Consider the following 26456-nt stretch of genomic DNA (forward strand, 5'->3'; position numbering starts at 1 on the left):
ACGATGCAAACGGAGTAGCATACAAGTATGAAGTGAAGGAACAACCAGTAGCCGGATACCAATCTGACGTACACGGTTATGACATCACAAATACAAAAATCAAGGACGAACCAAATGTAGATCCAAAAGATCCAAGCACAGATCCAAAAGATCCAAGCACAGATCCAAAAGATCCAAACACAAATGCAGACGAAAATAGCGATTCAAAAGTTCCACCTACTACAGAAAATGATAAGCTAACATTACTTCCCAACACAGGAGGAACATCAGCAGAAATGAGTTCAATTCTTGGAGGTATGGTATTGTTCCTTTTAGGTGGAATCCTACTCGCTCGTCAGCGAATAAAATAATAAAAAAGCTTTAGATTATTGATTACACTGTAATCTGAGTAGCTGACAAATTAAAAAATTACTATTGATATTGCTCCCTTTGGGTAAGTATTCAAAAACACTTCACGATAAAGTGAAGGGAAGAATGCAGCCTGAAGGGTTTTTTTATAGAAAAAAGAGAACAATTTCAAGGTGGACTCAATCAGCATCCCTAAAGCGATAACAAAACCGTCTTTAAAAAGCCTATTATCTATTGGGCCATAAGCTTAGAGCGTGGTATCGCATGTAATGTAAGGTCAATGCTATACAATGGATGTGTTTTTATTTATATATTACGATTTTAATTATATACGATAATACTATGTAATAAATATGCTTTTATGCATATTTATTTTTTTTTTTTTTTTTTTTTTCAATAAATAGCCACCGATTAATCGGTGGCTTGAAATAGTATTAAGCGGCTTTTTGTTTTGTTTTCACGTTAGATTGAAGGCTATTATAGACGCCTGTACCAATGACCTCTAATGCCATTTTCATACGTTCAGGCGAAATGTTTTCCAACACATTATCTTGAGGTGTATGGTATACCTTCTCAATATGATAGATTAATGGATTCCAACTATCGACACCCATCCAGATGAATAGAGCGGCAGGAATACCAACTTCAGCAAACGGTACGTGATCACTAGAGCCAAATTTTCCTTGCAGTACGAGGTCATTATTTAATTGTTTACCTGCTTGCAAAGCTGCGTCTGTTACAAGATTGGGAGAACCGTTAGGCGTCATAGCATATAAATTCTTTGCTTTATCGTAATTTGTTGCAACCATGTCTGCGTTAAAGACACCTAAAATTCGATCGCGTTCTTTTTGGGATAGACTATTAACATAATAATCGGAGCCCAGTAAACCAGTTTCCTCAGAACCAAAAGCAATAAAACGAATTTCTTTATCAGTATCTACATTTTGAACAGCACGAGCTAACTCTAATACTAATCCTGTACCAGAAGCATTATCGTTTGCTCCAGGTGCTCCAACGACACTATCATAGTGCGAACTTACAACGACAGCTTTTTCATTACCTGTACTGTTTTTGGGTTTCTTTTTAGCGATGACATTTAAGGATTTTAAATTAGATTCATGTCTTGCTTTTAGGGAAAGAAGTGTTGTCTCTTTTTTAGCGATTTCTTCTTTAAATGCATTTCCTTGCGCATAAGCAAGACCAAAGACAGGGATAGACTGTCTTTTCGTTAGGCGGGGATTGAAAGTTTGTCCATAATTTCCGCGTCCGCCAATTAAACTGTATAAAAGAACACCTTTTGCTCCTTTGCTAACAGCATTTTCAACTTGTTTATTATAGTCCGCTACTGTTGTTCCCCGTTCAAATAGAACAATCTTTCCATTTACTTCATTTGGAATATCCTCTAATTTTGTCCCACCTTGAACAAAGATAAGAGGAGCTGTAACAGCTTCTGTAGAAATTAGTGCGTTAGGAGCAGCACCAGCTTGCCAATTACGCTTCGTGGATAATGGGGATTCAATAAATCCAACGTATTGATCCGGCACTTGAAATGGTTGATATTCTACTTCATAGCCCATTGATTTAAGCTGCATACCAACGTAGTGAGAAGCCCATTCTTCTGATTTTGTCCCACCAGGGCGAGGACCAATTATTTCGGATAAGAAACGGATGTGTTCGATGGCGCGGCTTGCATCAACTTGTTTTGTGATAGGTGAAGTCTGTGTGATTTCTGACGTGGAATCAGCTTTGGTTTGTCCGATTGGAGCTAAGCTAACAGCGAGTGATACAGCAAGCAAAGAGCTTACTATTTTTTGTTTCAGAGATTTTTTCATGTTTTCTTCTCCTATTCTTCTATTCTCTCTGACTGACAAAAGAAGACGGATAACGACTTCATTTTACCTTTATTTTTATTTGTTTTCAATATTCTGACATTGAGAAATAAAAAACGCTATATGCATATTTGCATATTTTCGATGGAGATATGTATGCTATCATTTTAAATGAAGGTTCGCTTTCTGCTTGGAAAGCTCCTACATTGCATGAATCTAGTGTACCCAAACTTTAGATTATGTAGAGAAAAGAATCCACTGTAGGGTTTCTTTTCTCATGTTTGAATCATGTGATGATAAATATGTTTCCGCATTTCATAATTATCATCAGTGATATATGTAAGGCATCCATATGAAAATACGAGGCTGTTCAAAGGTTTTCCGTACTTTTGGACAGCCTCACCCCGTTAAAAAGGTGATGCCTTGATGCACCACCTTTTATTTATATAAATTTTTGCATACCTAAAAGTAATAAAAAATAGCCGTTTGGTAGGTTTCTGCTACCAAACGGCTATTTTTTATATTTCTGTTAAAATAATCGGTTCGCCGCGTGTTACAACAACTGTATGTTCACATTGTGCAACAAGGCTTTTATCAGGTGTAACGAATGTCCAACCATCGTCACCGCGCTCAATAATGTGATCAGCTTTCATAGAAATGAATGGTTCTACAGCGATAACAAGACCGTCTTTTAGAAGCGCATTATCCATTGGGTCAAAGTAGCTTAAAATGTGGTTTGGTGCTTCGTGTAAGCTAAGACCAATACCGTGACCAGTTAAGTTTTGAATCACATTATATCCATTTTTATGTGCAAAGTTTGAAACAGCACGACCAATTTGGTTTTGTTTGGAACCAGCCTTCACCTTTTTCATTGCTGCCCAAAATGCATCAACCGCTGCTTGGCAAAGCTTTTCTTTTGCTTCATCTTCTCCAAGTACAAATGAAATACCTGTATCTGCATAATAGCCATCAAGTGCAGCAGATACGTCGACATTTACTAAGTCGCCTTCTTTTAATACGCGATCTCCTGGAATACCGTGAGCAACTTCTTCGTTTACACTAATACAAGTTACACCTGGGAAATCATATTCTTTTTCAGGTGCAGAAATAGCACCATGCTCATCTAATACTTTTTTACCAATCAAATCAAGCTCTTTCGTTGTCATACCTGGCTTCGCTTCTTTTTTCATTTCTTCACGTGCAAGTGCAACGATGCGGCCGATTTTTCGTAAGCCTTCTAAATCTTGTTCATTACGAATAATCATGAAAACCACTGTCCTTCCTCGAATATATATCTTACCCGATTGTATCATGTTTATTTTCGTCCTGCTACTCGCTTGCGGTATGTAGGTTGATTCCTCTCATAAGGAATACATGACAATTGTCATATCGATGTCATGACGCATCATACTGTTTCCTAAGTTTTCCAACGCATACAATGTAAATATAAGAAACAGCGGGGGTGGAGAGATGGAAAAGATTATAGAAGTAAATGGTGTTTCTAAAACATTTAAATATAAAAAGGCAGTAAATAACGTTTCATTTCATGTGAATAAAGGAGAAATAGTAGCACTACTTGGACCGAATGGTGCAGGAAAAACGACGACGATGTCGATGATGCTTGGATTAAAGGATCCGACGGAAGGAACTGTTTCTATATTTGGAAAAAGTCCCAAGCATAGAGATGTTCGTAATAGCCTCGGTGCGATGCTACAAGAAGTAAGTGTGATTGATAGCATTACGGTGGAAGAGGCAATTGAGTTATTCCGTAGTTATTATACGAATCCGGTAGCGAAAGAAACGTTACTACAGTTATCAAATTTAGAATCAGAGCGAAAGCAAAGATGTGAGAAATTATCAGGTGGGCAAAAAAGAAGGTTAAACTTTGCACTCGCACTTGCAGGAAATCCAGATTTGCTATTTTTAGATGAGCCGACAGTTGGGATGGATATTACGTCTCGAAGAACGTTTTGGGAAACAATTCGAAAGTTAGCAAGTGAAGGGAAAACAATTATTTTAACGACGCACTATTTAGAAGAAGCGGATGCATTGGCGAATCGTATTTTATTGTTTGCGAATGGAAAGATTATCGCAGATGGTACACCAGATGAGATGAAGGCAACGATTTCGCGAAAAACAATCAAGTTTTATTCGAAGGAAAGTATTCCTGCAAAATTACTAAAAGAATTACCGAGCGTAACAGAAGTACAATTAAACGAAGGGCACTTCACTTTAACAACTGAAGATACAGATGAAACTTTAAAAGCGATTTATCAAAAGAACTTACCTGTAACAGATGTTTCAGTTGAACGTGGAAGTCTTGATGAAGCATTTGAACAGTTTGTCGCAAATCAGGAGGAGGGAATCGCATGAGAGCCTTATGGATGCAATGCAAAATAGAAATTTTACGTACGTTTCGTAATAAATTGTTTATCTTTTTCTCATTACTAATGCCAGTTATGTTTTACTATATTTTCACAAATGTTATTCAAGTGCCACAAAACGGAGATGCTTGGAAAGCTCATTATTTAATCTCAATGGCGACGTTCAGTATTGTAGGGACGGCACTTTTTAGTTTCGGTGTAAGGATTTCTCAGGAAAAGGGGCAAGGGTGGACACATTTGTTGAAAATTACACCACTTCCAGAGGGGGCATATATAACAGCCAAAATCATCGCTCAAACTGTAGTGAATGCTTTTTCAATCTTAGTTATCTTTATCGCAGGAATATTAATTAATCATGTCGAGTTAACAGTAGGGCAATGGATTGGCGCTGGATTATGGTTGCTGTTAGGTGTAACACCATTTTTAGCGTTAGGAACAGTAATAGGTTCTATTAAAAAGGCAGATGCAGCAGCCGGGTTAGCGAATATTTTAAATATGAGTCTAGCTGTAATTGGCGGGCTATGGATGCCAATTGAAGTATTCCCAAAAATATTAAGAACGATTGGTGAATGGACACCAACATATCACTTCGGGAGCGGTGCATGGGATATTGTAGCTGGGAAATCAGTTGGTTGGGAAAATATCGCGGTATTAGGAGGTTATTTCCTTATATTTGTTGTAGTATCAATATATATAAGAAAAAGACAGGAAGCGGTATAAATGATAGAGAAGAAGAGGATTGAGATTTTTCCGAAACATATGGGTTTCTTCCCGTATATGTGGTTCGTGTATCTGTTATTTCCAATTTACCATTTAGTGCAGGCGTCAGGGTGGAAGCTTGTAATTGGAAGCGGTATGTTGATAGTTTTTATTATCACATACCGTCAGCTTTATTTTGTGCAGAGGACGTTCGTTTTTTGGGCATGTATTCAAATGGTACTTATCTTTTTATTTGCTTTATTTTACAATCCTTTCATGATATTCTTTGGCTTTTTCACCGCAAGTGCGATGGGATTTGCGCCAAATAAGAAAGTGTTTCGAGTGCTATTATGTTTGCTAGTTATAATGCTGGGGGCATTTTTATTTGTAAATATGAATCAACTAACAACTACAAGTTTAGTAAATATTGTTCCAATGTTTATTTTAATGCTTCTTACACCATTCGGAATGCGCAACTTTAATCAAAAAAAGATGTTAAAGAATCAATTAAACGAAGCAAACGAACAAATTAAAGACTTAGTAAAACGTGAAGAACGTCAGCGGATTGCAAGGGATCTTCATGATACATTAGGACATACGTTATCACTCATTGCTTTAAAAAGTCAGCTCGTGGAGAAGTTAATTGTAAAAAATCCGGAGCGCGCAAGTGTGGAAGCGAAGGAAATTACACAAACATCCCGCACAGCATTAAAGCAGCTAAGAGAATTAATTTCGGATATGCGTATGATTACAGTAGAAGAAGAGCTAGAGCAAATAAGGGCGATCTTACAAGCGGCTAATATCGAACTAGAAGTGAAGCAGGAAGCAAGTTCGAGTTCGTTATCACCAATTGAGCAAAATATTGTTGGAATGTGTTTACGGGAGGCTGTGACGAATGTTGTAAAGCATAGTAAGGCAACACGTTGCACAGTTTCTGTTTTAGAATCACAAGGTGAATTAATTTTGACAGTAGAAGATAATGGAATTGGTTTAGCAGATCAAAACCATGATGGAAATGGCATTCGTGGCATGAAAGAACGCATCGCTCTTATTGATGGGTTTGTTGAACTGGGTACGATAAATCCAGGGACACTATTAACAGTAAAAGTTCCAGTTGTTATTAGAACAGGAAAAGATGAGGTGAGGGCATGATTCGAATTATTATTGCAGAAGATCAGCGGATGCTTCGTGGTGCATTAGGGGCCCTACTGGATCTAGAAGATGATATTGAAGTAATTGGGCAAGCTGCGAACGGGGAAGAGGCGTTAAAACTAATTGAATCGCTAAAACCTGATGTAAGCATTATGGATATTGAAATGCCAATTCAAAGCGGATTAGATGTTGCGGAAACGTTACAGAAAGAAAAATCAGCATGCAAAGTAATGATTTTAACAACATTTGCGCGCCCTGGATATTTTGAACGAGCAATGAAAGCTGGCGTGCACGGATATTTATTAAAAGATAGCCCAAGTGAAGATTTAGCTGCAGCGATTCGTAATGTAATGAAAGGAAAGCGAGAGATTTCTCAAGATTTAATGTTCGGCTTATGGCAGGAGCAAAATCCGTTATCAGATCGTGAAAAAGAAGTATTGCTACTTGCGAAAGAAGGAAAGACGGCAAATGAGATTGCGAAGGCACTTTATCTTTCACCTGGAACAGTGCGTAATTATATTTCTGAAGTATTAACGAAGCTCGATGCGAAAAATAGAATTGAGGCAATTACAATTGCGGAAGAAAAGGGATGGATATGAAAAGAAGTTTACCTATGAGTGGTAAACTTCTTTTTTCTTATAAACAACGGTTTCATTAGAGAATTCTGTCTCAGATGAATCGATTGGAATTTGAAGAGTAGTACGTAATGAAGATTTTACTTCATTTTTCGACAAAAAATTTGTTATAGTTAGATTAGGGTATTGGTCTAAATCTTGGACAACCTTGCCACTAACAGTTGTAATTACTCCATTTTTATCTACTTTTCTATATATTTTATAGTTTTTGTAAGTTTGTGCAAGGCGAACTTCGGTTTAATTTTCTTTTGTTTCTTTATTTGTAGGTTGGGAATCTACATTCATTTCAGTTGTCATTCACCCTTGTTGAGCTTTAGCCTCGTTTATCTCACCCCTTAAATACTTTTTCGCCATATTTTTCGTATCATTTTGAGGTTGTGTAATTTTTTAAGCGTTAAACTAGGCTAAGCAATTTCAATTTTTACTTCATTTTTATCTAGTTTTTGGGTGTGAATAGCTTCTGCTGATAAAGGATAAAGAAGACCGAATGTAACGAAGGCACGGGCAAATTTTCTATAATTTATCTATAAAACTACTAATCTATTATTGTATGTGAGATGGATTGTATGAAGAATTTGCCGAATTTTATATATATTATGCATTATTTCATATCAAAAATTGTCGAATTCACATTATGGTAGTGGTATGACAACTTAAAAAATTAGATTGTTATAATGGGATGGTGAGTAAGTATGCACGCAGAAAAATTAGGAAGTGAAATTAAGAAGATTAGGGTAATGAGGGGATTAACACAAAAACAGTTATCCGATAACATATGTCATCAATCGGAAGTGAGTCGAATTGAATCGGGCGCGGTATACCCAAGTATGGATATATTACAAGGTATCGCAGCAAAATTACAAGTTCCAATTATTCACTTTTATGAGGTACTTATTTATTCTGATATTGAAAGAAAAAAACAGTTTAAAGATCAAGTCATTATGCTGTGTAAGCAAAAAAAATATAAAGAGATTTATAATATAGTATGGAATGAGCTAAAAAAGGAAGAATATCATCCTGAATTCCAGCAGTTTCTTCAATGGCAATATCATGTAGCAGCATACATATTGAAGAAAATTGATTACGAATATTGTATTTTAGAATTGAAAAAATTGTTAAATCAACAATTATCTGGAATAGACGTATACCAAAATCTCTATATAGAAAATGCAATTGCAAATATTTATGCTGAAAATAATTATTTTAAGAAAAGTATTGAGTTATTTGAAGATATATTAAAACAATTAGAGACATTGCATGATAATGAAGAATTCGACGTGAAGGTAAGATATAATCATGCAAAAGCATTATACTTAGACGAGCAATATGAGGGGTCACTTTATCAAGTAAATAAAGCAATTGAAATATCATGCCGAATTAATAGTATGGCATTAATTGGACAGCTATATTATCAAAGAGGCGAATGCCTAGGAAAATTGGGGTATGATGAGGCAGAGATTGAAGATGCATATAAAAAGGCAAGTTTCTTTTTTGATATATTAGAAATGCATGCATATAAAGAAGCGCTCGCAGATAAAATCAGTAGATAGATAACCTAAAAAATGGATATGCATAATTGCATAGGATATGGATAAATTTTCATGATATATTAAAATAAAAAATGTGGGTGATGGAATATGAAGAAACTACTTATTGGTAGCCTATTAACGTTAGCAATGGCATGGGGTATTTCATTAGGTAATACAGCATTAGAGAAAAGCCAAGTAATTTCTCATAATGATCAAGAGGTACAATTAGCTGGAGATCTACCTTTTGAATATTAAAAAACAACCGTCTTACTTAGACGGTTGTTTTTTTGTGTAGTAACATCCAAACGTCTTTACTAGAAACAGGCTTGCTAATAAGGAATCCTTGAATGTGGTCACAGTTTTGTTCATATAAAAACTTCCATTGTTCTTCCGTCTCTACACCTTCTGCAATAACTTCTAAATTTAGTTCTTTAGATAGTGTAATGATGGAGGAGATAATCGCTTCCTCTAAAGGACTAGTTGTAATTCCGCAAATAAACTCTCGAGCAATTTTTAATGTGTTGATTGGATATTTTGTTAAATAAGCTAAAGAACTATAACCAGTTCCGAAGTCATCGATTGAAATTTGAATACCGAGATTTTGAAGCTGTTCTAGTTTGGAAATGACAGATTGATTTTGATTAATTGCGATACTTTCTGTGATTTCGATATCTAGTGCTTCTGATTTTAGTTCGGTTTCTTCTAACACTTTTGAAATAGTAGGGATTAAATCTGCATGGTTAAATTGAACAACAGATAAATTCACACCGACTTTTAAGTGAGAAAACCCTTGATTATGCCATCTTTTTGCCTCTAAGCAAGCGGTACGTAAAATCCAATTTCCAAGTTCAATAATAAATCCGGTTTCCTCCGCTAGAGGAATGAATTGGGCAGGAGACACGATGCCGAGTTTTGGGTGCTTCCAACGAATTAATGCTTCAAAACCGATAATTTGTTTTGTTTTTGTGCTTACTTGTGGCTGATATTCAAGGAAAAATTCATTTTGTTGTAATGCTTTTGCAAGTTCGCCTTCTAAGAATTGAATTTCATTTTGGGCGATACTCATTTCTTTTGAGAAGAAAACAAATCTGTTTTTTCCATTTGCTTTCGCGCGATACATAGCCATATCAGCATTTTTCATTAATTCTGTTACATCTGTTCCGTAATCAGGGTACATTGCAATTCCGATACTCGGTGTAATAGAAAGTTCTTCATCTTTAATGAAGAATGGTTTGTTTAAAACCGTTAAAATTTGCTCAGCTATAAAAGCAGCACTTTTTTCTGAGTACATATCTGGTAATAGAATTGTAAACTCATCTCCGCCTTGGCGAGCAACGACATCCTTCGAACGCAAGCAACTGCGTAACTTTTTTGCTACTTCAATTAATAATAGATCTCCGACGTCGTGACCAAGTCTATCGTTAATTTTTTTGAATCGATCTAAATCAAGGAACATGACGGCAACATCATTTGCGCTAGTTTGAGCTGTATTTAAAATGTTCTTTAAATCTTTTTCAAACTTTCGGCGATTTGGTAATCCAGTAAGTGCATCATGAAAGGCTAAATGTTCTACTTGTTTTTGTTTTTCATATAAAGTTGTAATATCACGTGCTATGCCGAACATCCCAACAACTTCTTTGTTTATGAAAGTAGGGATGAGTGTAACGTGAAGGTAATAGTAGTAGCCTTCTTTTTCTTTTGTGCGAACTTCTAAAGTTTGTGGTCTACCTTCTTTTGTTATTTGTAAAGCTTTCTTTAGTAGATCATGGTCTTTTGAGTCAATAAAGTGTAGAAGAGAATAGCTTTCTACTTCACAATAGTAGGCAGTAAATAAGCTTTCACAAGCTGTATTAGATTGTTGGAAAATACCATCCATATTTAAAGAGAAAACGGCATCAGGATGATCTTCGAATAAAGATTTATAGCGTTGTTCACTCTTTGATAACGCAGATGCACCCTCTTCTACTTTGCCTTCTAGTTGTGTAGTCAACTGTTCATATGTATCGATTAGTGCTTGATTATCTTTCCACATGTAAAGTTGTCGTAGGAATAATAAGATGAGTGATAATACTAGACCAATTAGCATGAACTTATCATCCCAAGGTTGAATAAGAATAAAGGAAAAAGTAATGATTATACTGAAATAGGGTAATATAAAGCGCACATAATCAAATCGATAATACTTTGTTTTCGTTTCATGCTGCATTGGTTTGTCCAAAATGTATAGTATGGAAGATAAACCAATTAATAAAATTGAAGCAGTATGTACTAAATAAGAGACTTCAGAAGAAGTTTTCATCCCCATGTTTAGTTGGAACAGATGTATATATCCGTAAACGAGTATAATAGTAAAGCCGATAATTAATGAAATTCTGCTTGAAGAATATTGTTCTCTTCTATATAGGCTAATAACGGCGTAAATTACTAATGATTGTGCAATAAAGTATCCAATTAAAACCCAAGTATCTGTTGTTAACATACGAAAGCTTGAAAGATCCAAAATAAAAGTTAGAGTAAAATAAATATTCATAATAACAATAAAGATGCTATCGAATGAAAATTGAGCAAGGCCTCTAATAGAGTAATGTTTTATGAATTTGATAGCAAAGCCAGAGAAGAGCAAAATATATTGTACGATGAAAAAGGGCAAGGCCTTATATGAGAATATGACTTGGTCATATATAGAAAGTGAATGAAGGAATAAAGTTATCTCCATTGTCAATCCACATAGGCAAGTGCATAGTACTAAAACCCAAAATAGTTTGTCACCGCGCTTCATTTTTTTTATTGCCTTATATAGGCAGTAGCAAGAAAAGAGTGTAGCAAAGCAAAATAAGAAGAGAATTCCAATTTCTTTTATATTCAAGTCCTTAGGGATAAGAAATATCCAAAGGGAAAATATAATTATATACATCATGACAAAGTGTACATATTTTTTTTGATTAATCATATTATGGCTCCGTTTCAATAAAGTTGAATCGCAGGTGGAAAATGCTAATTCCAATCATAGCATATACAATAGGTTGTTTTTTACTATAAAAATTACTTTTTTTGAAAAAAATAGCTCAACATTACAATTTACCATTGTAATGTTGAGCTATTTATTCTTTTTATCCCTCTTATAGAGGATAATTCATGTATTAATTGCAGCATTGCTAAATCTTTCTGTTTACTTTCAATCATAATATCGAAATTATGGTTGATTTTTTTTGCAATGTGTAAGAAAGGCTTAATAAACTCTAAATCAATATATTCAGAGTGAGCCCTAAATTCTTTTTTTGATTTAGGGGAGGAAATGTGAACTTTAGGAGGGACATTTGTATGTGACCAAGTTTCAAAAATTGCAGGGAGTAATACTTCTAGCGGTTCTTCGCAAAGGTTTGCCATGTGATGATGATAATCAAATACGAATGGAATCTTTTCTTTTTGGCAAATCGATAAAGTTTCAGCAGTTGTATATGTTTTATCATCATTTTCAAGCGTCATTTGCTCTTTTATATGTGCAGGAAGTTTTTTTATGTTTTCATGGAAACGTCCAACCGCTTGTTCTTTATTTCCATAGGCACCACCTACATGGATGTTAATATAAGAAGAATCTGCAATTCCTATGGCATCTAATACTTTATAATGATAGGCCATATCTGTAATAGCGTTAGTTGTAATATGTGGCTTGTCGCTTGTAAATAGCGTAAATTGATTTGGATGAAAACTTACTCGTAAATTGTGTTCTTTAATTAATGCCCCAATTTTACGCCAAAGCGGTGTAAATGCCCCGATATAATCAAACTCGACTTCGGGATGTGTTGCAAGTGGGACGATGGAAGAGGATAAACGATATAACGGAATTTCATGCGCTATATTGTAATGAAGAATACGTATTGTATGCTCAAGATTTTGCCTTGTAACATCGTACAATTTATCTTCTCGTTCTTGTTTACTGAGCTTTTGAAAGCTTGTAAATGTCATCGTTTTGGCAGGAGAGCAGTCCCAGAGTGCCATTGCATGTGAAACATATCCGAACCGCATAATCATATGTGATACACCTCTTTTTACTCATTATCTTTCCTATAAGAAGAAAGAAAGTATCGTTCCTATCCATTCTTTCCCTCTATCAATAAGAGAAAGGGGGCTAACATCTTTAAAGGAAAGTAAGGACGCGTTTTCTAAATCTTTATGGAATCTGTTTTTTACTGTTTGTATAAAATGTTTATCATATAAAAGGCAGTTGATTTCATGATTAATATATAAACTTCTCATATCAAAGTTTGCAGTTCCGATATCACAAATATAATCGTCCACTATAATAACTTTAGCGTGAAAAAAACCTTGTTGAAATGCATAAATATTACACCCGGCTTGTATTAACTTTCGGCAATATGGAAATTTTGCTTCTCGAACAAGGGCGTGATCAGCTTTTTCTGGAACGAGAATCGTTATTTGAACCCCACGTTTTCGTGCTTTTAATAAAGCGTGCATAATTTTTTTTCCAGGAATGAAATATGGTGTACCGATAAAGAGTTCTTCTTTCGTATTTTCAATTAAGTGTAGAAAAGTATGTTGTAAATAGGCCCCATCGGTCGGAATAAATTGGTGTTGGATGGTACCAGGTTGCAGTTTCGGAAAATAAAGAGAAGTATCCAATAAGTTTTGGTTTGTATCATCAAACCAATCATGTAAAAATTGTTTTTGTAAATCTTGTACACCTTCGCCTGTAAGACGTAAATGATAATCGCGCCATAATCCTAATTTTTGATTATGCCCTAAATATTCTTCTCCAATATTAAATCCACCAATATAACCAATTTTTCCGTCAATAACTGTAATTTTTCTATGGTTTCTTTGATTGGCAGAAAAGAAAAGGAACGGAAATTTCACTTTATGACAAAATGAAAAAGAGACGCCGTGTTTTTGTAGGGAACGAATTGCCTCGTTTGATAAATAATGGCTTCCCAATCGATCGAGTAATAGTCTTACTTCAATTCCTTCCTGTGCCTTATCCATAAGTAACTTTAAAAATTCACGACTGATTTTATCGTTTTTTACAATGAAGAATAAAACGTGCACATGGTGCCTTGCTTGTTGTATATCAGTAAATAAAGCATCATATAAATCTTGCCCGTATGTATAAAGGTGAAAATTACTTTGACGTAAAGGAAAAGTACGAGAGCGCACACGCTTTAAATGAAGAATCCTCCCATATAAAAGGTCAATTGTGATCCAAAGAGTAACGCATATTAACAAGAGAGATAAGAAGAACATAAGTGAATTCCCTCCTTTGCCTTCTTTTCGCCTTCATTTTGCTGGCTGCCCGGAAAATCCCGATTGGCTTCACCTTATCCCATATTAAGGGGCGGTAAGCCTCCTACTTAAAAATTAGGCTTACTTAAAGGAATCAGGCGAGAGGAAACAACCCCCTACGGATTAAAGTTTCACTTTATAGTTTCACCGAAATAAACAGCTTTATTAAAAAATATGTTGTTGTATAACAAAAAACTGTTGACTGAATGCTCACTCATTATATAATGAAGATAGGGGAAAAAATTCAGAAAATTATATGTTTTTGAAGATTCTAAAAAAGAAAGAGGGCTTACAAAGAGAGGGGTAGCATAAAAATGAATAGCTTACTGATCATTAATTGGCTGGCTGCCATTGCTGTTATTGCTTATGCGGGATATTTGTTTGTGTATCTTATACGGACGAGGATGGCCTACATACAGTTAGGAAAAAAGATTGAATTTGACCGTCGTTTTAAAGAGCGTTGGGATCTCCTTAAGGTCAATGTTTTCGGTCAGAAAAAGCTGCTGAAAGATAAGAAGAGCGGCATTATTCACGTTATGTTCTTTTACGGATTTATTCTTGTCCAATTTGGAGCAATTGACTTCGTTTGGAAAGGACTCGCACCAGGATCACATCTTCCACTTGGACCACTATACCCTGCATTTACATTCTTCCAGGAAATTGTCACACTTGTTATTTTAATTGCAGTCTTTTGGGCTTTTCATAGACGTTATGTTGAGAAGCTAGTTCGTTTAAAACGTAATTTCAAATCAGGCCTTGTTCTTATCTTTATTGGTGGCTTAATGATTTCTGTGCTACTCGGTAATGGGATGGGAATTATATGGCACGGCGAGGAGCTTTCATGGAGTGAACCGATCGCTTCTGCAATCGCTTACGTTTTCTCGGGAATAAATGAAACCGCAGCCATTTCTGTGTTCTATTTCTCTTGGTGGGTGCATCTACTAATTTTGTTAACGTTTTTAGTGTATGTTCCACAATCAAAACACGCGCATTTAATTGCGGGACCAGTTAACGTTTTCTTCGGTCGTCTTTCAAATCCAGGGAAACTTGAAAAGATTGACTTTGAAGATGAAACGCAAGAAACATTTGGTGTTGGTAAAATCGAAGACTTTAGACAAAATCAGCTTATTGATTTATACGCTTGCGTAGAGTGTGGTCGCTGTACAAATATGTGCCCGGCAACAGGGACAGGGAAAATGTTATCGCCGATGGATTTAATTTTAAAACTTCGCGATCATTTAACTGATAAAGGAGCAGCAGTGACATCAAAAGCACCGTGGGTTCCAGTAGTTGCTTTTAATAATACACAAGGAAATAAGTTAGCGATGATGGCAGCTGGGAAAGGGCAACAAGAATCAGCAGCTACAACGCTTGCTTACGATCCGAGTTTAATCGGAGATGTTATTACAGAGGAAGAGATTTGGGCTTGTACAACGTGCCGTAACTGTGAAGATCAGTGTCCGGTTATGAATGAGCATGTTGACAAAATTATTGATTTACGCCGCTATCTCGTTTTAACAGAAGGAAAGATGGACGCGGAAGCGCAGCGTGCGATGACAAATATTGAGCGTCAAGGAAATCCGTGGGGACTGAACCGTAAAGAGCGTGAAACTTGGCGCCAAGGTGATGATGAAGTAACGGTTCCAACTGTAAAAGAAAAATCGAAAGCTGGCGAGGAGTTCGAATATTTATTCTGGGTAGGTTCAATGGGATCATATGATAATCGTAGTCAGAAGATTGCGATATCGTTTGCGAAGTTAATGAACGAAGCAGGCATTTCATTCGCGATACTTGGTAATAAAGAAAAGAATTCTGGAGATACACCGCGACGTCTTGGAAATGAATTTGTCTTCCAAGAGATGGCGACAAAGAATATCGAGGAATTTGAAAAAGCAGGAGTGAAGAAAATCGTTACGATTGATCCTCACGCTTATAACACATTTAAAAATGAGTATCCAGACTTTGGTTTGCAAGCAGAAGTCTATCATCATACAGAATTGTTAGCTCAGTGGGTGAAAGAAGGACGCTTAAAACCCGTTCACGCTATTGAGGAAACAGTTACGTACCATGATTCCTGTTACTTAGGAAGATACAACGAAGTATACGAAGCGCCACGCGATATTCTGAAAGCAATTCCTGGTGTGAATCTTGTAGAAATGGCACGTAACCGTGAAACCGGAATGTGCTGTGGCGCAGGTGGTGGCTTAATGTGGATGGAAGAGACAGCAGGTTCACGTATTAACGTTGCTCGTACAGAACAAGCACTAGCTGTGCAACCATCCATTATCGGTACAGGTTGTCCATATTGCTTAACGATGATTAGCGATGGGACGAAAGCGAAAGAAGTAGAAGAGAAGGTTCAAACTCTTGATGTAACAGAGATTTTAGAACGCTCTGTTATCGGACAGAAGAAAGAAGCGATGTAATTTGTAGGAATGAATACAACTTTAGAGAGAGGTGCAATCATTGCACCTCTTCTCAACGTAAGAACACCGAGCGAGCGCTCGGTCCTAAAAAAGAGATGGGGGAAATAGATATGAGTAAAACAGTTATTTTAAGCGCTGCAAGAACACCGGTTGGGAAATTTGGAGGATCTTTAAAAGACGTGAAGGCAACAGAACTTGGGGGAATTGCAATTAAAGCAGCGCTTGAGAGAGCAAATGTTTCTGCTAGTGATGTTGAGGAAGTTATATTTGGAACAGTTATTCAAGGTGGACAGGGACAAATTCCATCACGCCAAGCTGCGAGGGCTGCTGGAATCCCTTGGGAAGTACAGACGGAAACAGTGAATAAAGTTTGTGCATCAGGGCTTCGTGCGGTTACGTTAGCGGATCAAATTATTCGTACTGGCGATCAATCACTAATTGTAGCTGGCGGTATGGAGTCTATGAGTAACAGTCCTTACATTTTACGAGGTGCAAGATGGGGATACAGAATGGGTAACAACGAAATCATCGATTTAAACGTTGCTGACGGCTTGACATGCGCATTTTCAGGTATACACATGGGTGTTTATGGCGGAGAAGTTGCGAAGGAAGATGGAATCTCTCGCGAAGCGCAAGATGAATGGGCATATCGTAGCCATCAGCGTGCGGTTTCAGCGCATAAAGAAGGACGTTTTGAAGAGGAAATCGTGCCAGTAACGATTCCGCAAAGAAAAGGCGATCCTATCGTCGTTGCAAAAGATGAGGCACCGCGCGCGGATACAACGGTTGAAAAATTAGCGAAATTAAAACCTGTATTTGATAAGACGTCGGCAGTGACAGCGGGTAATGCTCCTGGACTAAATGATGGCGGTGCTGCGCTTGTATTAATGAGCGAAGACAGAGCGAAGCAAGAAGGAAGAAAGCCATTAGCGACAATTTTGGCACATACAGCAATTGCAGTGGAGTCTAAAGATTTCCCAAGAACGCCAGGTTATGCAATTAACGAATTGTTGAAAAAAACAGGCAAGACAATTGAAGATATCGATTTATTCGAGATTAATGAGGCATTTGCAGCGGTAGCAATTGCAAGTACAGAAATCGCAGGAATTGACCCAGACAAATTGAATGTAAATGGCGGCGCTGTAGCAATGGGGCATCCAATTGGAGCAAGTGGAGCGCGTATTATCGTTACACTTATCCACGCACTGAAGCAGCGCGGCGGCGGAATTGGAATTGCTTCTATTTGTAGCGGTGGCGGTCAAGGTGACGCAATTATGATTGAAGTTCGTTAATTTACGTGTAGGTGATTTTTGATTTATTAACAATTTATATTAAGGGGGAAGAAAGAATGGGTGTACAAAAAATAGTTGTAATTGGTGCAGGACAAATGGGTTCGGGAATCGCACAAGTATGTGCAATGGCAGGATATGATGTGAAGGTACAAGATTTAAAACAAGAGCAATTAGACAGAGGATTGGCTATTATTACAAAAAACTTAGCGCGCCAAGTAGAAAAAGGACGCATGAAGGAAGAAGAGAAGGAAGCGACGTTAAATCGCCTTACAGTAACGCTTGATTTAGATTGTGTGAAGGAAGCAGATCTTGTTATTGAAGCGGCTGTTGAGAAAATGGATATAAAAAAGAAAATCTTTGCGAATCTAGATGAAATTGCTCCAGATCACGCAATTTTAGCGACGAATACGTCATCTCTACCAATTACAGAAATTGCAGCGGTAACGAAACGCCCAGAAAAAGTAATCGGCATGCATTTTATGAATCCAGTTCCAGTTATGAAACTTGTTGAAATTATTCGTGGTTTAGCTACAGATGATGAGGTGTACGAAACAATTGAAGATATTACGAAAAAAATCGGAAAAGTGCCAGTTGAAGTAAATGATTTCCCTGGATTTGTATCGAACCGTATTTTATTACCGATGATTAACGAAGCGATCTATACGTTATATGAAGGTGTAGCGACTAAAGAAGCGATTGATGAAGTAATGAAACTAGGTATGAATCATCCGATGGGACCACTTACATTAGCTGATTTTATCGGTTTAGATACATGTTTATACATTATGGAAGTGTTGCATGAAGGATTAGGAGATAGTAAATATCGCCCATGTCCATTATTACGCAAGTATGTGAACGCAGGATGGTTAGGACGTAAAACAGGCCGTGGTTTCTACGTTTACGAATAAAGTCCTCCTTTTATTAAAATAGTGGTCTTACCAAATTATTAAAAAGATATATAGCAAACGGAGGCGGAGTACATGAATTTTCATTTTACTGAAGAGCAACAAATGATGAGGAAAATGGTTCGAGATTTTGCGCAGAAGGAAATAGCTCCCTTTGTTCCTAGTATGGAACAAGGGGTGTTCCCAAAAGAGATTTTGCAGAAGATGGGTGAGCTTGGACTAATGGGTATTCCAGCGCCTGCAAAATATGGCGGGGCAGAAATGGATTTTATTTCTTACATTTTAGCAATTGAGGAAATTTCAAAGGTAAGTGCAACGGTTGGTGTAATTTTAGCTGTACATACGTCAGTTGGAATGAATCCGATTTTATATTTTGGAACAGAAGAACAGAAGCAGAAATATGTTTCTAAACTTGCGACTGGTGAATATTTAGGTGCATTTGCATTAACAGAACCAAATGCAGGATCAGATGCAGGGAATTTGAAATCAAGAGCTGTAAAGAAAGGCGATCACTACATTATTAATGGATCGAAAGTATTTATTACAAATGGCGGTGAAGCAAGTACATACATTGTATTCGCTTCTACAAATCCAGAGGCAGGAAAAAGTGGGATTTCTGCATTTATAGTAGAGAAAGATACACCGGGCTTAATTATCGGCAAAGATGAGCATAAAATGGGACTTCTTGGTTCTCGCACGGTACAACTTACGTTTGAAGATATGAAAGTGCCGGGCGAGAATTTACTTGGTGAAGAAGGACAAGGATTTAAGGTGGCAATGGCGAATTTAGATGTTGGACGAATTGGAATCGGAGCGCAGGCATTAGGAATCGCGGAAGCGGCGCTAGCATGTGCGATTGATTATGCGAAAGAGCGTGAGCAATTCGGCAAGCCAATTGCGGCGCAGCAAGGAATCGGATTCAAACTTGCAGATATGGCGACTAGCGTAGAAGCAGCGCGATTACTTGTATATAGAGCGGCATCGCTAAGAGCGCAAGGATTACCATGCGGTAAAGAAGCTTCTATTGCGAAATTATTCGCTTCTAAGACGGCTGTTGAAGTTGCGATTGAAGCGGTGCAAGTATTTGGCGGTTACGGTTATACGAAAGACTATCCAGTAGAACGATTTTTCCGTGATGCGAAAATCACGCAAATATATGAAGGAACGAGTGAGATACAGAAACTTGTTATTAGTCGAGCTTTATAAAAGGACAAGGGGGAGACGGGAATGCATTTTAAACTATCAGAAGAACATGAAATGATAAGAAAAATGGTTCGGGATTTTGCTAAGAACGAAGTAGCACCGACGGCAGCTGAGCGTGATGAAGAAGAGAGATTTGATCGAGCACTATTTAATCAAATGGCAGAGCTTGGTTTAACCGGCATTCCGTGGCCTGAAGAATACGGCGGAATTGGAAGCGATTACTTAGCGTATGTAATTGCTATCGAAGAATTATCTCGTGTTTGTGCTTCAACAGGTGTAACGCTGTCTGCACACACTTCACTTGCTGGTTGGCCAATTTTTAAGTTTGGAACGGAAGAACAAAAGCAAAAGTTTTTACGACCGATGGCAGAAGGAACGAAAATTGGCGCATACGGTTTAACGGAGCCAAGTTCTGGTTCAGATGCTGGCGGAATGAGGACAACTGCGAAACGAGATGGAGACCATTACATTTTAAATGGATCGAAAATCTTTATTACAAATGGTGGTATTGCTGATATTTATGTTGTTTTTGCGTTAACTGATCCCGAATCGAAGCAGCGTGGTACGAGCGCGTTTATTGTGGAAAGTGATACACCAGGATTTTCAGTTGGGAAGAAGGAAAGCAAGTTAGGGATTCGCTCTTCACCAACAACTGAAATTATGTTCGAAGATTGCCGTATTCCTGTAGAGAACTTACTCGGGGAAGAGGGCCAAGGATTTAAAGTTGCGATGCAAACATTAGATGGCGGCCGTAACGGTATTGCCGCGCAAGCAGTCGGTATTGCGCAAGGGGCTTTAGATGCTTCTGTAGAATATGCAAGAGAGCGTCATCAGTTTGGGAAACCAATTGCGGCGCAGCAAGGAATTGGCTTTAAACTTGCAGATATGGCAACGGATGTGGAGGCGGCGCGTCTTCTAACATACCAAGCGGCTTGGCTTGAATCGGAAGGGCTTCCGTATGGGAAAGAGTCAGCGATGTCAAAAGTATTTGCAGGCGATACAGCGATGAAGGTGACGACTGAAGCGGTACAAGTATTTGGTGGTTACGGTTATACGAAAGATTATCCAGTAGAGCGTTATATGCGCGATGCAAAGATCACACAAATATATGAGGGAACACAAGAGATTCAAAGGCTTGTAATTTCTCGTATGTTAACGAAGTAGGAATGAAAGCGTAGGTATTTTCCTACGCTTTTTCCTTCCAAAAAATAATAGAGAGAGGTGAAGGGGATGGTTAAACATAATGTACATGCGTCCGTGAAAGATGAAAAATTAGTTGCGTTAAGACGTGAACAAATGATTAAAGGTGCGGTGCAATTGTTTAAGCAAAAAGGGTTCCCACGTACAACAACGAGAGAGATTGCGAAGGCGGCTGGGTTTAGTATTGGAACACTTTATGAGTACATTCGTACAAAAGATGATGTTTTATATTTAGTTTGTGATAGTATTTATGAACATGTAAAAGAAAGATTAGAGGAAGTAGTGTGTACAGAGAAGGGAAGTATAGAAAGCTTAAAGATAGCGATAACGAATTATTTTAAAGTGATGGATGAATTGCAAGAAGAAGTATTAATTATGTATCAAGAGGTACGTTTTTTACCGAAAGAATCACTCCCATATGTATTAGAAAAAGAGTTTCAAATGGTCGGGATGTTTGAGAATATTTTAGAGCAGTGTACAGAAAATGGGACATTTACATTAAATAAAAAAGAGATACAGCTTCTTGCACATAACATTTTCATACAAGGACAAATGTGGGGGTTTAGACGTTGGGCCCTGCAAAAACTGTATACGCTTGAAGAATATACAGAAATGCAAATTAGGTATGTACTGCAAGGAGCGCATATGTTTCCGAAATAAGGAATAGACAAATTATAATTTTATTACCATATTAAAGTTTCCCGTTTTTTTTGTAGCATATTTGTGCGACTTTTGTTTATAATGAATAGTATGGATTTTTTTAAGCAGACCGTTATATATAAGGTTATATTTGAAGAAAGGAAGTGCCGCATAAGTGAATTTTAAGCAATATTCACCAGAAGAGCTAAAAGAATGTTCAATGATTGAAGTTGTACATAGCGTTTTAGGGGATAAAAGACAAGCAACGACATTCAACGAGTTGGTTCGAGAAATCGCTCAAGTGCTGGGACTATCTCAAGAGCAAGTTAATGCGAAACTCGCACAATTTTATACAGATTTAAACATCGATGGACGTTTCATTAATTTAGGAGAAAATCGTTGGGGACTACGTAGCTGGTACCCATATGAGCAAATTGATGAAGAAATCTTACCTCAGCCAAAACCGAAGAAGAAACGTAAAGTTGAAGAGGACGGTTTTGACGACTACATCGAAGAAGATGAAGACTTCGAAGATGCAGACGCAAATGAAGAAGAGGTAGAAGATTTGGACAAGGTTCTTGAAGAAGAAGACGGAGATGACGATGATCTTGATGATTTAGATGAAGATGATGAAGATGACTTCGCCGAAGAAGAACTTGAGTACGATGAAACTGAAGAAGAAGAAGAGGAAGAACTGTAGTTCTTGACTTTTCATTATCGTCCATGTAGAATCATTTTTGGGCTCTTTAAAAAAGGACGATAATACTTTTAAAGTGTAAATATAAAAGAAAATTGCTCCCTACTTATTACTTTATGTGATGAGGGGAGCAATTTTCTTTTTTGTTTTTTGTTTAGAAAATAAAAAGAGTCTAACAATAAGATGGATACAGTGTTATCTACATACGTTGCGCTTTGCAACGGTGATTATATAACAGCAAAATAGGAGGGAGCTTTTTCATGACTAAGTATATTTTTGTAACAGGCGGTGTAGTATCGTCTTTAGGAAAAGGTATTACAGCAGCATCTCTTGGAAGACTTTTAAAAAATCGTGGTTTAAACGTAACTATTCAAAAGTTTGATCCATACATTAACGTAGACCCAGGGACTATGAGCCCATACCAACACGGTGAGGTATTCGTAACAGATGATGGTGCAGAAACTGATTTAGACCTTGGTCACTATGAACGTTTCATCGACATCAACTTAAACAAATACAGCAACGTAACAACAGGTAAAATTTACTCTTCAGTTCTTCAAAAAGAGCGTCGTGGTGAATACCTAGGAGGAACAGTTCAAGTTATTCCTCACATTACTAACGAAATTAAAGAGCGTGTATACCGTTCTGGTCGCGAAACAAACGCGGACGTTGTTATTACAGAAATTGGTGGAACTGTTGGTGACATCGAGTCTCTACCATTCTTAGAAGCAATCCGTCAAATTAAGAGCGACATTGGTCGTGACAATGTAATGTACATTCACTGTACGTTAATCCCGTACTTAAAAGCAGCGGGTGAAATGAAAACAAAACCAACGCAACATAGCGTTAAAGAGCTTCGCAGCTTAGGTATTCAACCAAATATTATCGTTGTTCGTACAGAATTGCCTGTTTCTCAAGATATGAAAGACAAGCTTGCATTATTCTGTGACATTGATACAAAAGCAGTTATCGAAGCACGCGATGCAGATACTTTATATGCGGTTCCATTATCTCTTCAAGAGCAAAATATGGACCAAATCGTTTGCGATCACTTGAAATTAGACAATCCAGCTGCAGATATGACAGAGTGGACTGCGCTAGTTAATAAAGTACGTAACCTTTCTAAGAAAACAAAAATCGCTCTTGTTGGTAAATACGTAGAGCTTCAAGATGCATACATTTCTGTTGTAGAAGCACTTCGTCATGCGGGTTATTCATTCGACACAGATGTAGAAGTGAAATGGGTAAACGCTGAGCACGTAACACCAGAGAACGTACAAGAATTAGTTGGTGACACAGATGGTATCCTTGTACCTGGTGGATTCGGCGATCGTGGTGTAGAAGGTAAAATCGTTGCAATTCAATATGCTCGTGAAAACAAAGTTCCATTCTTAGGAATTTGCCTAGGTATGCAACTTGCATCAATCGAATTCGCACGTAACGTATTAGGATTAGAAGGAGCTAACTCTTCTGAAATTAATCCTGACACACCTTATGCAATCATTGACTTATTACCAGAACAAAAAGATGTAGAAGACTTAGGTGGCACACTTCGTCTTGGTCTATACCCATGTAAGCTTGCTGAAGAAACAAATGCTTACAATGCTTACAACGAGCCGGTTGTATATGAGCGTCATCGTCATCGTTATGAGTTCAACAATCAATTCCGTCCGGATATGGAAAAAGCAGGATTTGTATTCTCTGGTACAAGCCCAGACGGTCGTCTAGTTGAAATCATTGAATTAAAAGACCACCCTTGGTTCGTGGCAGCACAGTTCCATCCAGAACTTGTATCTCGTCCAAACCGTCCACAACCATTGTTCCATGACTTCGTAAGTGCTTCTATTACGAATAAAGAGAGCAAGTAAAAAAAAAGCGCCTGAAATAGGGCGCTTTTTTTAATATTCATTTAACATTTCATCGATTGTAAATTTGATCCCATGATATGCAAATAAAGCTATCATTAAACTTGGGAATCCGTAGCGATTGCCTTCATCGTCTGGAATAAGGCCTTTTAACAGCTTAGTATCAATATGTACATCTGTATATTGTTCTAGTGATTCAGTACCTTCTTGAATAGCAGAGATGCCGACAATAGAGTGTCCATCAGCTTGAAGTTTTTTTGCCATTGCTACAACTTCTTCATCTGTTGAAAAACGGCTAATAAGAAGTACACGGTCTGCAGAAGTTACTTCTACTTCTTTACCATTTTTAAATAATCGTTTTGCTTGCTTCATTGGCTCAGCACCGAATAATGCTTCAGCAACAACGCCCTCCATTTCATTTGTACCATGTAAATAAATGAAACCGTCGCCAACTAATGCTTGAGCAAGTAGACGGGCGCTATCTTCTATATTCATTTCTTCTTTTTGAGAAACTCTGGAGAAATAACCACTTAATTGAGTTGAAAAAATTTTTAACATAATGTTACTCCCTTTCGTACGTGTTTACCGGCTTTCATTATAGTTTATTTTTTTAGAAAGGTGAAATCGAAGGGTAGCATAACAAAATAGGAAACGGTAAAATAAGAAAGAATAGGAAGGGATTTGCCAAAGAATAGCGAAAATTAATCGTTAAGATATAAGAAGCTTTAAATCTTGTATTTACACAGAAAGGTTGGGAGTTATGGAAGGTAAAATTTTAATCGTTGATGATCAATATGGCATTCGTGTGTTATTACATGAAGTGTTCCAAAAAGAAGGTTATCAGACATTCCAAGCAGCGAATGGATTTCAAGCTTTAGATATCGTGAAAAAAGATAATCCAGATTTAGTAGTGTTAGATATGAAAATTCCAGGTATGGATGGTATAGAGATTTTAAAACATGTAAAGGAAATTGATGAGAGTATTAAAGTAATTTTAATGACTGCTTATGGAGAGCTTGATATGATCCAAGAAGCGAAAGATTTAGGAGCTTTAATGCACTTTGCTAAACCGTTTGATATTGATGAGATTCGTCAAGCGGTGAGAGAACAGCTTGCTGTAGAGGCGTAAAAAATGAATTTTTTATAAAAAATATGGAAAAAAGCGTTTACATGGACTATTGAGCAGGTGAATACGGTTGAGTTTTTGAGTACAAGTTGTTATCCTATTGAGTGTAGAAAAAAGTCCGGTATGTAAATATACATATTTTACCTTATTCTGGTCATACTACCAGCGATAAGAACTTATCGGATACAAAAAACGTTTTTTAGGAGGATTCACCATGCCTTTAGTTTCTATGAAAGAAATGCTAAACACAGCACTAGAAGGAAAATACGCAGTTGGTCAATTCAACATGAACAACTTAGAGTGGACTCAAGCTATCTTAGCTGCTGCGGAAGAAGAAAAGTCTCCTGTAATCCTAGGTGTATCTGAGGGTGCAGCTCGTCATATGACTGGTTTCAAAACAGTTGTAGCTATGGTTAAAGCTTTAATCGAAGAAATGAACATCACTGTTCCTGTAGCGATTCACCTTGACCATGGTTCAAGCTTCGAAAAATGTAAAGAAGCAATCGATGCAGGTTTCACATCTGTAATGATCGACGCTTCTCACCACCCATTCGAAGAAAACGTTGAAACTACTAAAAAAGTAGTAGAATACGCACACGCTCGTAACGTATCTGTTGAAGCTGAGCTTGGAACAGTTGGCGGACAAGAAGACGACATCATCGCTGAAGGCGTAATTTACGCTGATCCAGCAGAGTGTAAGCACCTTGTTGAAGCAACAGGTATCGATTGCCTAGCTCCAGCTTTAGGTTCTGTACACGGTCCTTACAAAGGTGAGCCTAACTTAGGATTCGCTGAAATGGAACAAGTTCGTGACTTCACTGGCGTACCTTTAGTATTACACGGTGGTACTGGTATCCCAACTGCTGATATCGTAAAAGCTATTTCTTTAGGTACTTCAAAAATTAACGTAAACACTGAGAACCAAATTGAGTTTACAAAAGCTGTTCGTGAAGCATTAAGCAAAGACCAAGAAGTTTACGATCCTCGTAAATATATTGGACCTGGCCGCGACGCTATTAAAGCAACTGTTGCTGGTAAAATGCGTGAATTCGGTTCTAACGGTAAAGCGTAAGAATAAAATTCCGTTTTGGAAACCGTCTAGTCTTTTAGACGGTTTCCTTTCGTTGTATAATGAAAGCGTGAACAAGTCTAAAGATTTTTATCATTTTGTTTTTGAAATAGAAAATAATGTGCATAGTCCTATTAATAAATGTGATAATGTATCTAAA

At 37.3% G+C, this 26456-nt stretch carries 22 protein-coding genes and 2 pseudogenes; 17 read left to right on the forward strand and 7 right to left on the reverse strand.

Going from position 1 to position 26456, the window contains the following annotated elements:
* A partial coding sequence (locus FS802_RS20665) for a Cna B-type domain-containing protein (RefSeq protein WP_144525420.1) occupies positions 1-350 on the forward strand: 350 nt, incomplete at its 5' end.
* 432 nt (positions 351-782) lie between these two features.
* On the opposite strand, the gene FS802_RS20670 is transcribed toward FS802_RS20665, so the two are convergent.
* Both FS802_RS20670 and map read right to left on the reverse strand, forming a co-directional pair.
* Entirely contained in the window at positions 783-2180 is a 1398-nt protein-coding gene (locus FS802_RS20670) for a M28 family metallopeptidase (RefSeq protein WP_098655153.1), read from the reverse strand.
* Positions 2181-2695: 515 nt separating this feature from the next.
* Positions 2696-3490, reverse strand: coding sequence for a type I methionyl aminopeptidase (gene map, locus FS802_RS20675; protein ID WP_002096176.1), 795 nt, complete (start codon positions 3488-3490; stop codon positions 2696-2698).
* Between the two features lie 157 nt (positions 3491-3647).
* Between map and FS802_RS20680 the strand changes: the two genes are divergently transcribed.
* From FS802_RS20680 to FS802_RS20695, 4 genes are read left to right on the forward strand one after another with little or no spacing between them, the layout of a single operon-like run.
* Positions 3648-4550 carry an ABC transporter ATP-binding protein gene (locus FS802_RS20680; RefSeq protein ID WP_098655152.1) on the forward strand — a complete coding sequence of 301 codons (903 nt, stop codon included), beginning with the start codon at positions 3648-3650 and terminating at the stop codon, positions 4548-4550.
* Positions 4547-5281 (forward strand): ABC transporter permease, encoded by a 735-nt coding sequence (locus tag FS802_RS20685; RefSeq protein ID WP_001202423.1) that lies wholly within the window; start codon positions 4547-4549, stop codon positions 5279-5281. Before FS802_RS20680 ends, FS802_RS20685 begins: the two co-directional genes overlap by 4 nt.
* On the forward strand, positions 5282-6412 hold the full coding sequence (locus FS802_RS20690) for a sensor histidine kinase (protein WP_144525422.1): 1131 nt from the start codon (positions 5282-5284) through the stop codon (positions 6410-6412).
* Positions 6409-7011, forward strand: coding sequence for a response regulator transcription factor (locus FS802_RS20695; RefSeq protein ID WP_000619263.1), 603 nt, complete (start codon positions 6409-6411; stop codon positions 7009-7011). Before FS802_RS20690 ends, FS802_RS20695 begins: the two co-directional genes overlap by 4 nt.
* Positions 7012-7026: 15 nt before the next feature.
* Here FS802_RS20695 and FS802_RS31715 read toward each other — a convergent pair.
* A pseudogene (locus tag FS802_RS31715) lies at positions 7027-7571 on the reverse strand (M4 family metallopeptidase); the annotation flags it as partial.
* Positions 7572-7739: 168 nt separating this feature from the next.
* Between FS802_RS31715 and plcR the strand changes: the two are divergent.
* Positions 7740-8597, forward strand: a complete 858-nt coding sequence (gene plcR, locus FS802_RS20710; RefSeq protein WP_098655150.1) for a transcriptional regulator PlcR — start codon at positions 7740-7742, stop codon at positions 8595-8597.
* A gap of 87 nt (positions 8598-8684) precedes the next feature.
* On the forward strand, positions 8685-8831 hold the full coding sequence (locus FS802_RS20715) for a quorum-sensing peptide PapR (RefSeq protein WP_000734737.1): 147 nt from the start codon (positions 8685-8687) through the stop codon (positions 8829-8831).
* Between the two features lie 16 nt (positions 8832-8847).
* On the opposite strand, the gene FS802_RS20720 is transcribed toward FS802_RS20715, so the two are convergent.
* The 3 genes from FS802_RS20720 to cls form a co-directional block, all read right to left on the reverse strand.
* Positions 8848-11526 carry a DUF4084 domain-containing protein gene (locus tag FS802_RS20720; RefSeq protein WP_098708132.1) on the reverse strand — a complete coding sequence of 893 codons (2679 nt, stop codon included), beginning with the start codon at positions 11524-11526 and terminating at the stop codon, positions 8848-8850.
* A gap of 128 nt (positions 11527-11654) precedes the next feature.
* A complete protein-coding gene (uvsE, locus tag FS802_RS20725) occupies positions 11655-12608 on the reverse strand; it encodes a UV DNA damage repair endonuclease UvsE (RefSeq protein ID WP_000605886.1) in 954 nt (317 codons plus the stop codon).
* Positions 12609-12641: 33 nt separating this feature from the next.
* Positions 12642-13835: a cardiolipin synthase gene (gene cls / locus FS802_RS20730; RefSeq protein ID WP_098655148.1), complete on the reverse strand. Its 1194-nt coding sequence runs from the start codon at positions 13833-13835 to the stop codon at positions 12642-12644.
* 353 nt (positions 13836-14188) lie between these two features.
* Here cls and FS802_RS20735 point away from each other — a divergent pair, with 353 nt between their 5' ends.
* From FS802_RS20735 to pyrG, 8 genes and pseudogenes are all read left to right on the forward strand, one after another.
* Positions 14189-16300, forward strand: a complete 2112-nt coding sequence (locus tag FS802_RS20735; protein WP_144525424.1) for a (Fe-S)-binding protein — start codon at positions 14189-14191, stop codon at positions 16298-16300.
* 9 nt (positions 16301-16309) lie between these two features.
* Positions 16310-17592, forward strand: a pseudogene (locus tag FS802_RS20740) (acetyl-CoA C-acetyltransferase).
* 56 nt (positions 17593-17648) lie between these two features.
* The gene (locus FS802_RS20745; RefSeq protein WP_048566720.1) at positions 17649-18500 is read left to right on the forward strand and encodes a 3-hydroxybutyryl-CoA dehydrogenase; all 852 of its coding nucleotides are present in this window, start codon (positions 17649-17651) and stop codon (positions 18498-18500) included.
* 72 nt (positions 18501-18572) lie between these two features.
* Complete coding sequence (locus FS802_RS20750) at positions 18573-19703, forward strand: acyl-CoA dehydrogenase (protein WP_144525428.1); 1131 nt, start codon at positions 18573-18575, stop codon at positions 19701-19703.
* Positions 19704-19724: 21 nt separating this feature from the next.
* Complete coding sequence (gene acdA, locus FS802_RS20755) at positions 19725-20864, forward strand: acyl-CoA dehydrogenase AcdA (RefSeq protein ID WP_098655144.1); 1140 nt, start codon at positions 19725-19727, stop codon at positions 20862-20864.
* Positions 20865-20930: 66 nt separating this feature from the next.
* A complete protein-coding gene (locus tag FS802_RS20760; protein WP_000238598.1) occupies positions 20931-21560 on the forward strand; it encodes a TetR/AcrR family transcriptional regulator in 630 nt (209 codons plus the stop codon).
* 154 nt (positions 21561-21714) lie between these two features.
* Positions 21715-22239 (forward strand): DNA-directed RNA polymerase subunit delta, encoded by a 525-nt coding sequence (gene rpoE / locus FS802_RS20765; RefSeq protein ID WP_088060230.1) that lies wholly within the window; start codon positions 21715-21717, stop codon positions 22237-22239.
* A gap of 257 nt (positions 22240-22496) precedes the next feature.
* The gene (gene pyrG, locus FS802_RS20770; protein WP_000170450.1) at positions 22497-24104 is read left to right on the forward strand and encodes a CTP synthase; all 1608 of its coding nucleotides are present in this window, start codon (positions 22497-22499) and stop codon (positions 24102-24104) included.
* A 30-nt stretch (positions 24105-24134) separates the two neighbouring features.
* On the opposite strand, the gene FS802_RS20775 is transcribed toward pyrG, so the two are convergent.
* Positions 24135-24659, reverse strand: a complete 525-nt coding sequence (locus tag FS802_RS20775) for a DUF2529 domain-containing protein (protein WP_000912407.1) — start codon at positions 24657-24659, stop codon at positions 24135-24137.
* A gap of 202 nt (positions 24660-24861) precedes the next feature.
* Between FS802_RS20775 and spo0F the strand changes: the two genes are divergently transcribed.
* The gene (gene spo0F, locus FS802_RS20780) at positions 24862-25230 is read left to right on the forward strand and encodes a sporulation initiation phosphotransferase Spo0F (protein WP_000398593.1); all 369 of its coding nucleotides are present in this window, start codon (positions 24862-24864) and stop codon (positions 25228-25230) included.
* 211 nt (positions 25231-25441) lie between these two features.
* Positions 25442-26299: a class II fructose-bisphosphate aldolase gene (locus FS802_RS20785; protein WP_001131858.1), complete on the forward strand. Its 858-nt coding sequence runs from the start codon at positions 25442-25444 to the stop codon at positions 26297-26299.
* The last annotated feature ends 157 nt before the right edge of the window (positions 26300-26456 follow it).

Source organism: Bacillus sp. DE0042, from assembly GCF_007680225.1.
Classification (GTDB): domain Bacteria; phylum Bacillota; class Bacilli; order Bacillales; family Bacillaceae_G; genus Bacillus_A; species Bacillus_A wiedmannii.

What these genes read in the sequence shown, in the direction of transcription:
- FS802_RS20670 (WP_098655153.1), bottom strand. Translation starts at nt 2,180, where the DNA reads ATGAAAAAATCTCTGAAACAAAAAATAGTAAGCTCTTTGCTTGCTGTA.
- map (WP_002096176.1), bottom strand. Translation starts at nt 3,490, where the DNA reads ATGATACAATCGGGTAAGATATATATTCGAGGAAGGACAGTGGTTTTC.
- FS802_RS20680 (WP_098655152.1), top strand. Translation starts at nt 3,648, where the DNA reads ATGGAAAAGATTATAGAAGTAAATGGTGTTTCTAAAACATTTAAATAT.
- FS802_RS20685 (WP_001202423.1), top strand. Translation starts at nt 4,547, where the DNA reads ATGAGAGCCTTATGGATGCAATGCAAAATAGAAATTTTACGTACGTTT.
- FS802_RS20690 (WP_144525422.1), top strand. Translation starts at nt 5,282, where the DNA reads ATGATAGAGAAGAAGAGGATTGAGATTTTTCCGAAACATATGGGTTTC.
- FS802_RS20695 (WP_000619263.1), top strand. Translation starts at nt 6,409, where the DNA reads ATGATTCGAATTATTATTGCAGAAGATCAGCGGATGCTTCGTGGTGCA.
- plcR (WP_098655150.1), top strand. Translation starts at nt 7,740, where the DNA reads ATGCACGCAGAAAAATTAGGAAGTGAAATTAAGAAGATTAGGGTAATG.
- FS802_RS20715 (WP_000734737.1), top strand. Translation starts at nt 8,685, where the DNA reads ATGAAGAAACTACTTATTGGTAGCCTATTAACGTTAGCAATGGCATGG.
- FS802_RS20720 (WP_098708132.1), bottom strand. Translation starts at nt 11,526, where the DNA reads ATGATTAATCAAAAAAAATATGTACACTTTGTCATGATGTATATAATT.
- uvsE (WP_000605886.1), bottom strand. Translation starts at nt 12,608, where the DNA reads ATGATTATGCGGTTCGGATATGTTTCACATGCAATGGCACTCTGGGAC.
- cls (WP_098655148.1), bottom strand. Translation starts at nt 13,835, where the DNA reads ATGTTCTTCTTATCTCTCTTGTTAATATGCGTTACTCTTTGGATCACA.
- FS802_RS20735 (WP_144525424.1), top strand. Translation starts at nt 14,189, where the DNA reads ATGAATAGCTTACTGATCATTAATTGGCTGGCTGCCATTGCTGTTATT.
- FS802_RS20745 (WP_048566720.1), top strand. Translation starts at nt 17,649, where the DNA reads ATGGGTGTACAAAAAATAGTTGTAATTGGTGCAGGACAAATGGGTTCG.
- FS802_RS20750 (WP_144525428.1), top strand. Translation starts at nt 18,573, where the DNA reads ATGAATTTTCATTTTACTGAAGAGCAACAAATGATGAGGAAAATGGTT.
- acdA (WP_098655144.1), top strand. Translation starts at nt 19,725, where the DNA reads ATGCATTTTAAACTATCAGAAGAACATGAAATGATAAGAAAAATGGTT.
- FS802_RS20760 (WP_000238598.1), top strand. Translation starts at nt 20,931, where the DNA reads ATGGTTAAACATAATGTACATGCGTCCGTGAAAGATGAAAAATTAGTT.
- pyrG (WP_000170450.1), top strand. Translation starts at nt 22,497, where the DNA reads ATGACTAAGTATATTTTTGTAACAGGCGGTGTAGTATCGTCTTTAGGA.
- FS802_RS20775 (WP_000912407.1), bottom strand. Translation starts at nt 24,659, where the DNA reads ATGTTAAAAATTTTTTCAACTCAATTAAGTGGTTATTTCTCCAGAGTT.
- spo0F (WP_000398593.1), top strand. Translation starts at nt 24,862, where the DNA reads ATGGAAGGTAAAATTTTAATCGTTGATGATCAATATGGCATTCGTGTG.
- FS802_RS20785 (WP_001131858.1), top strand. Translation starts at nt 25,442, where the DNA reads ATGCCTTTAGTTTCTATGAAAGAAATGCTAAACACAGCACTAGAAGGA.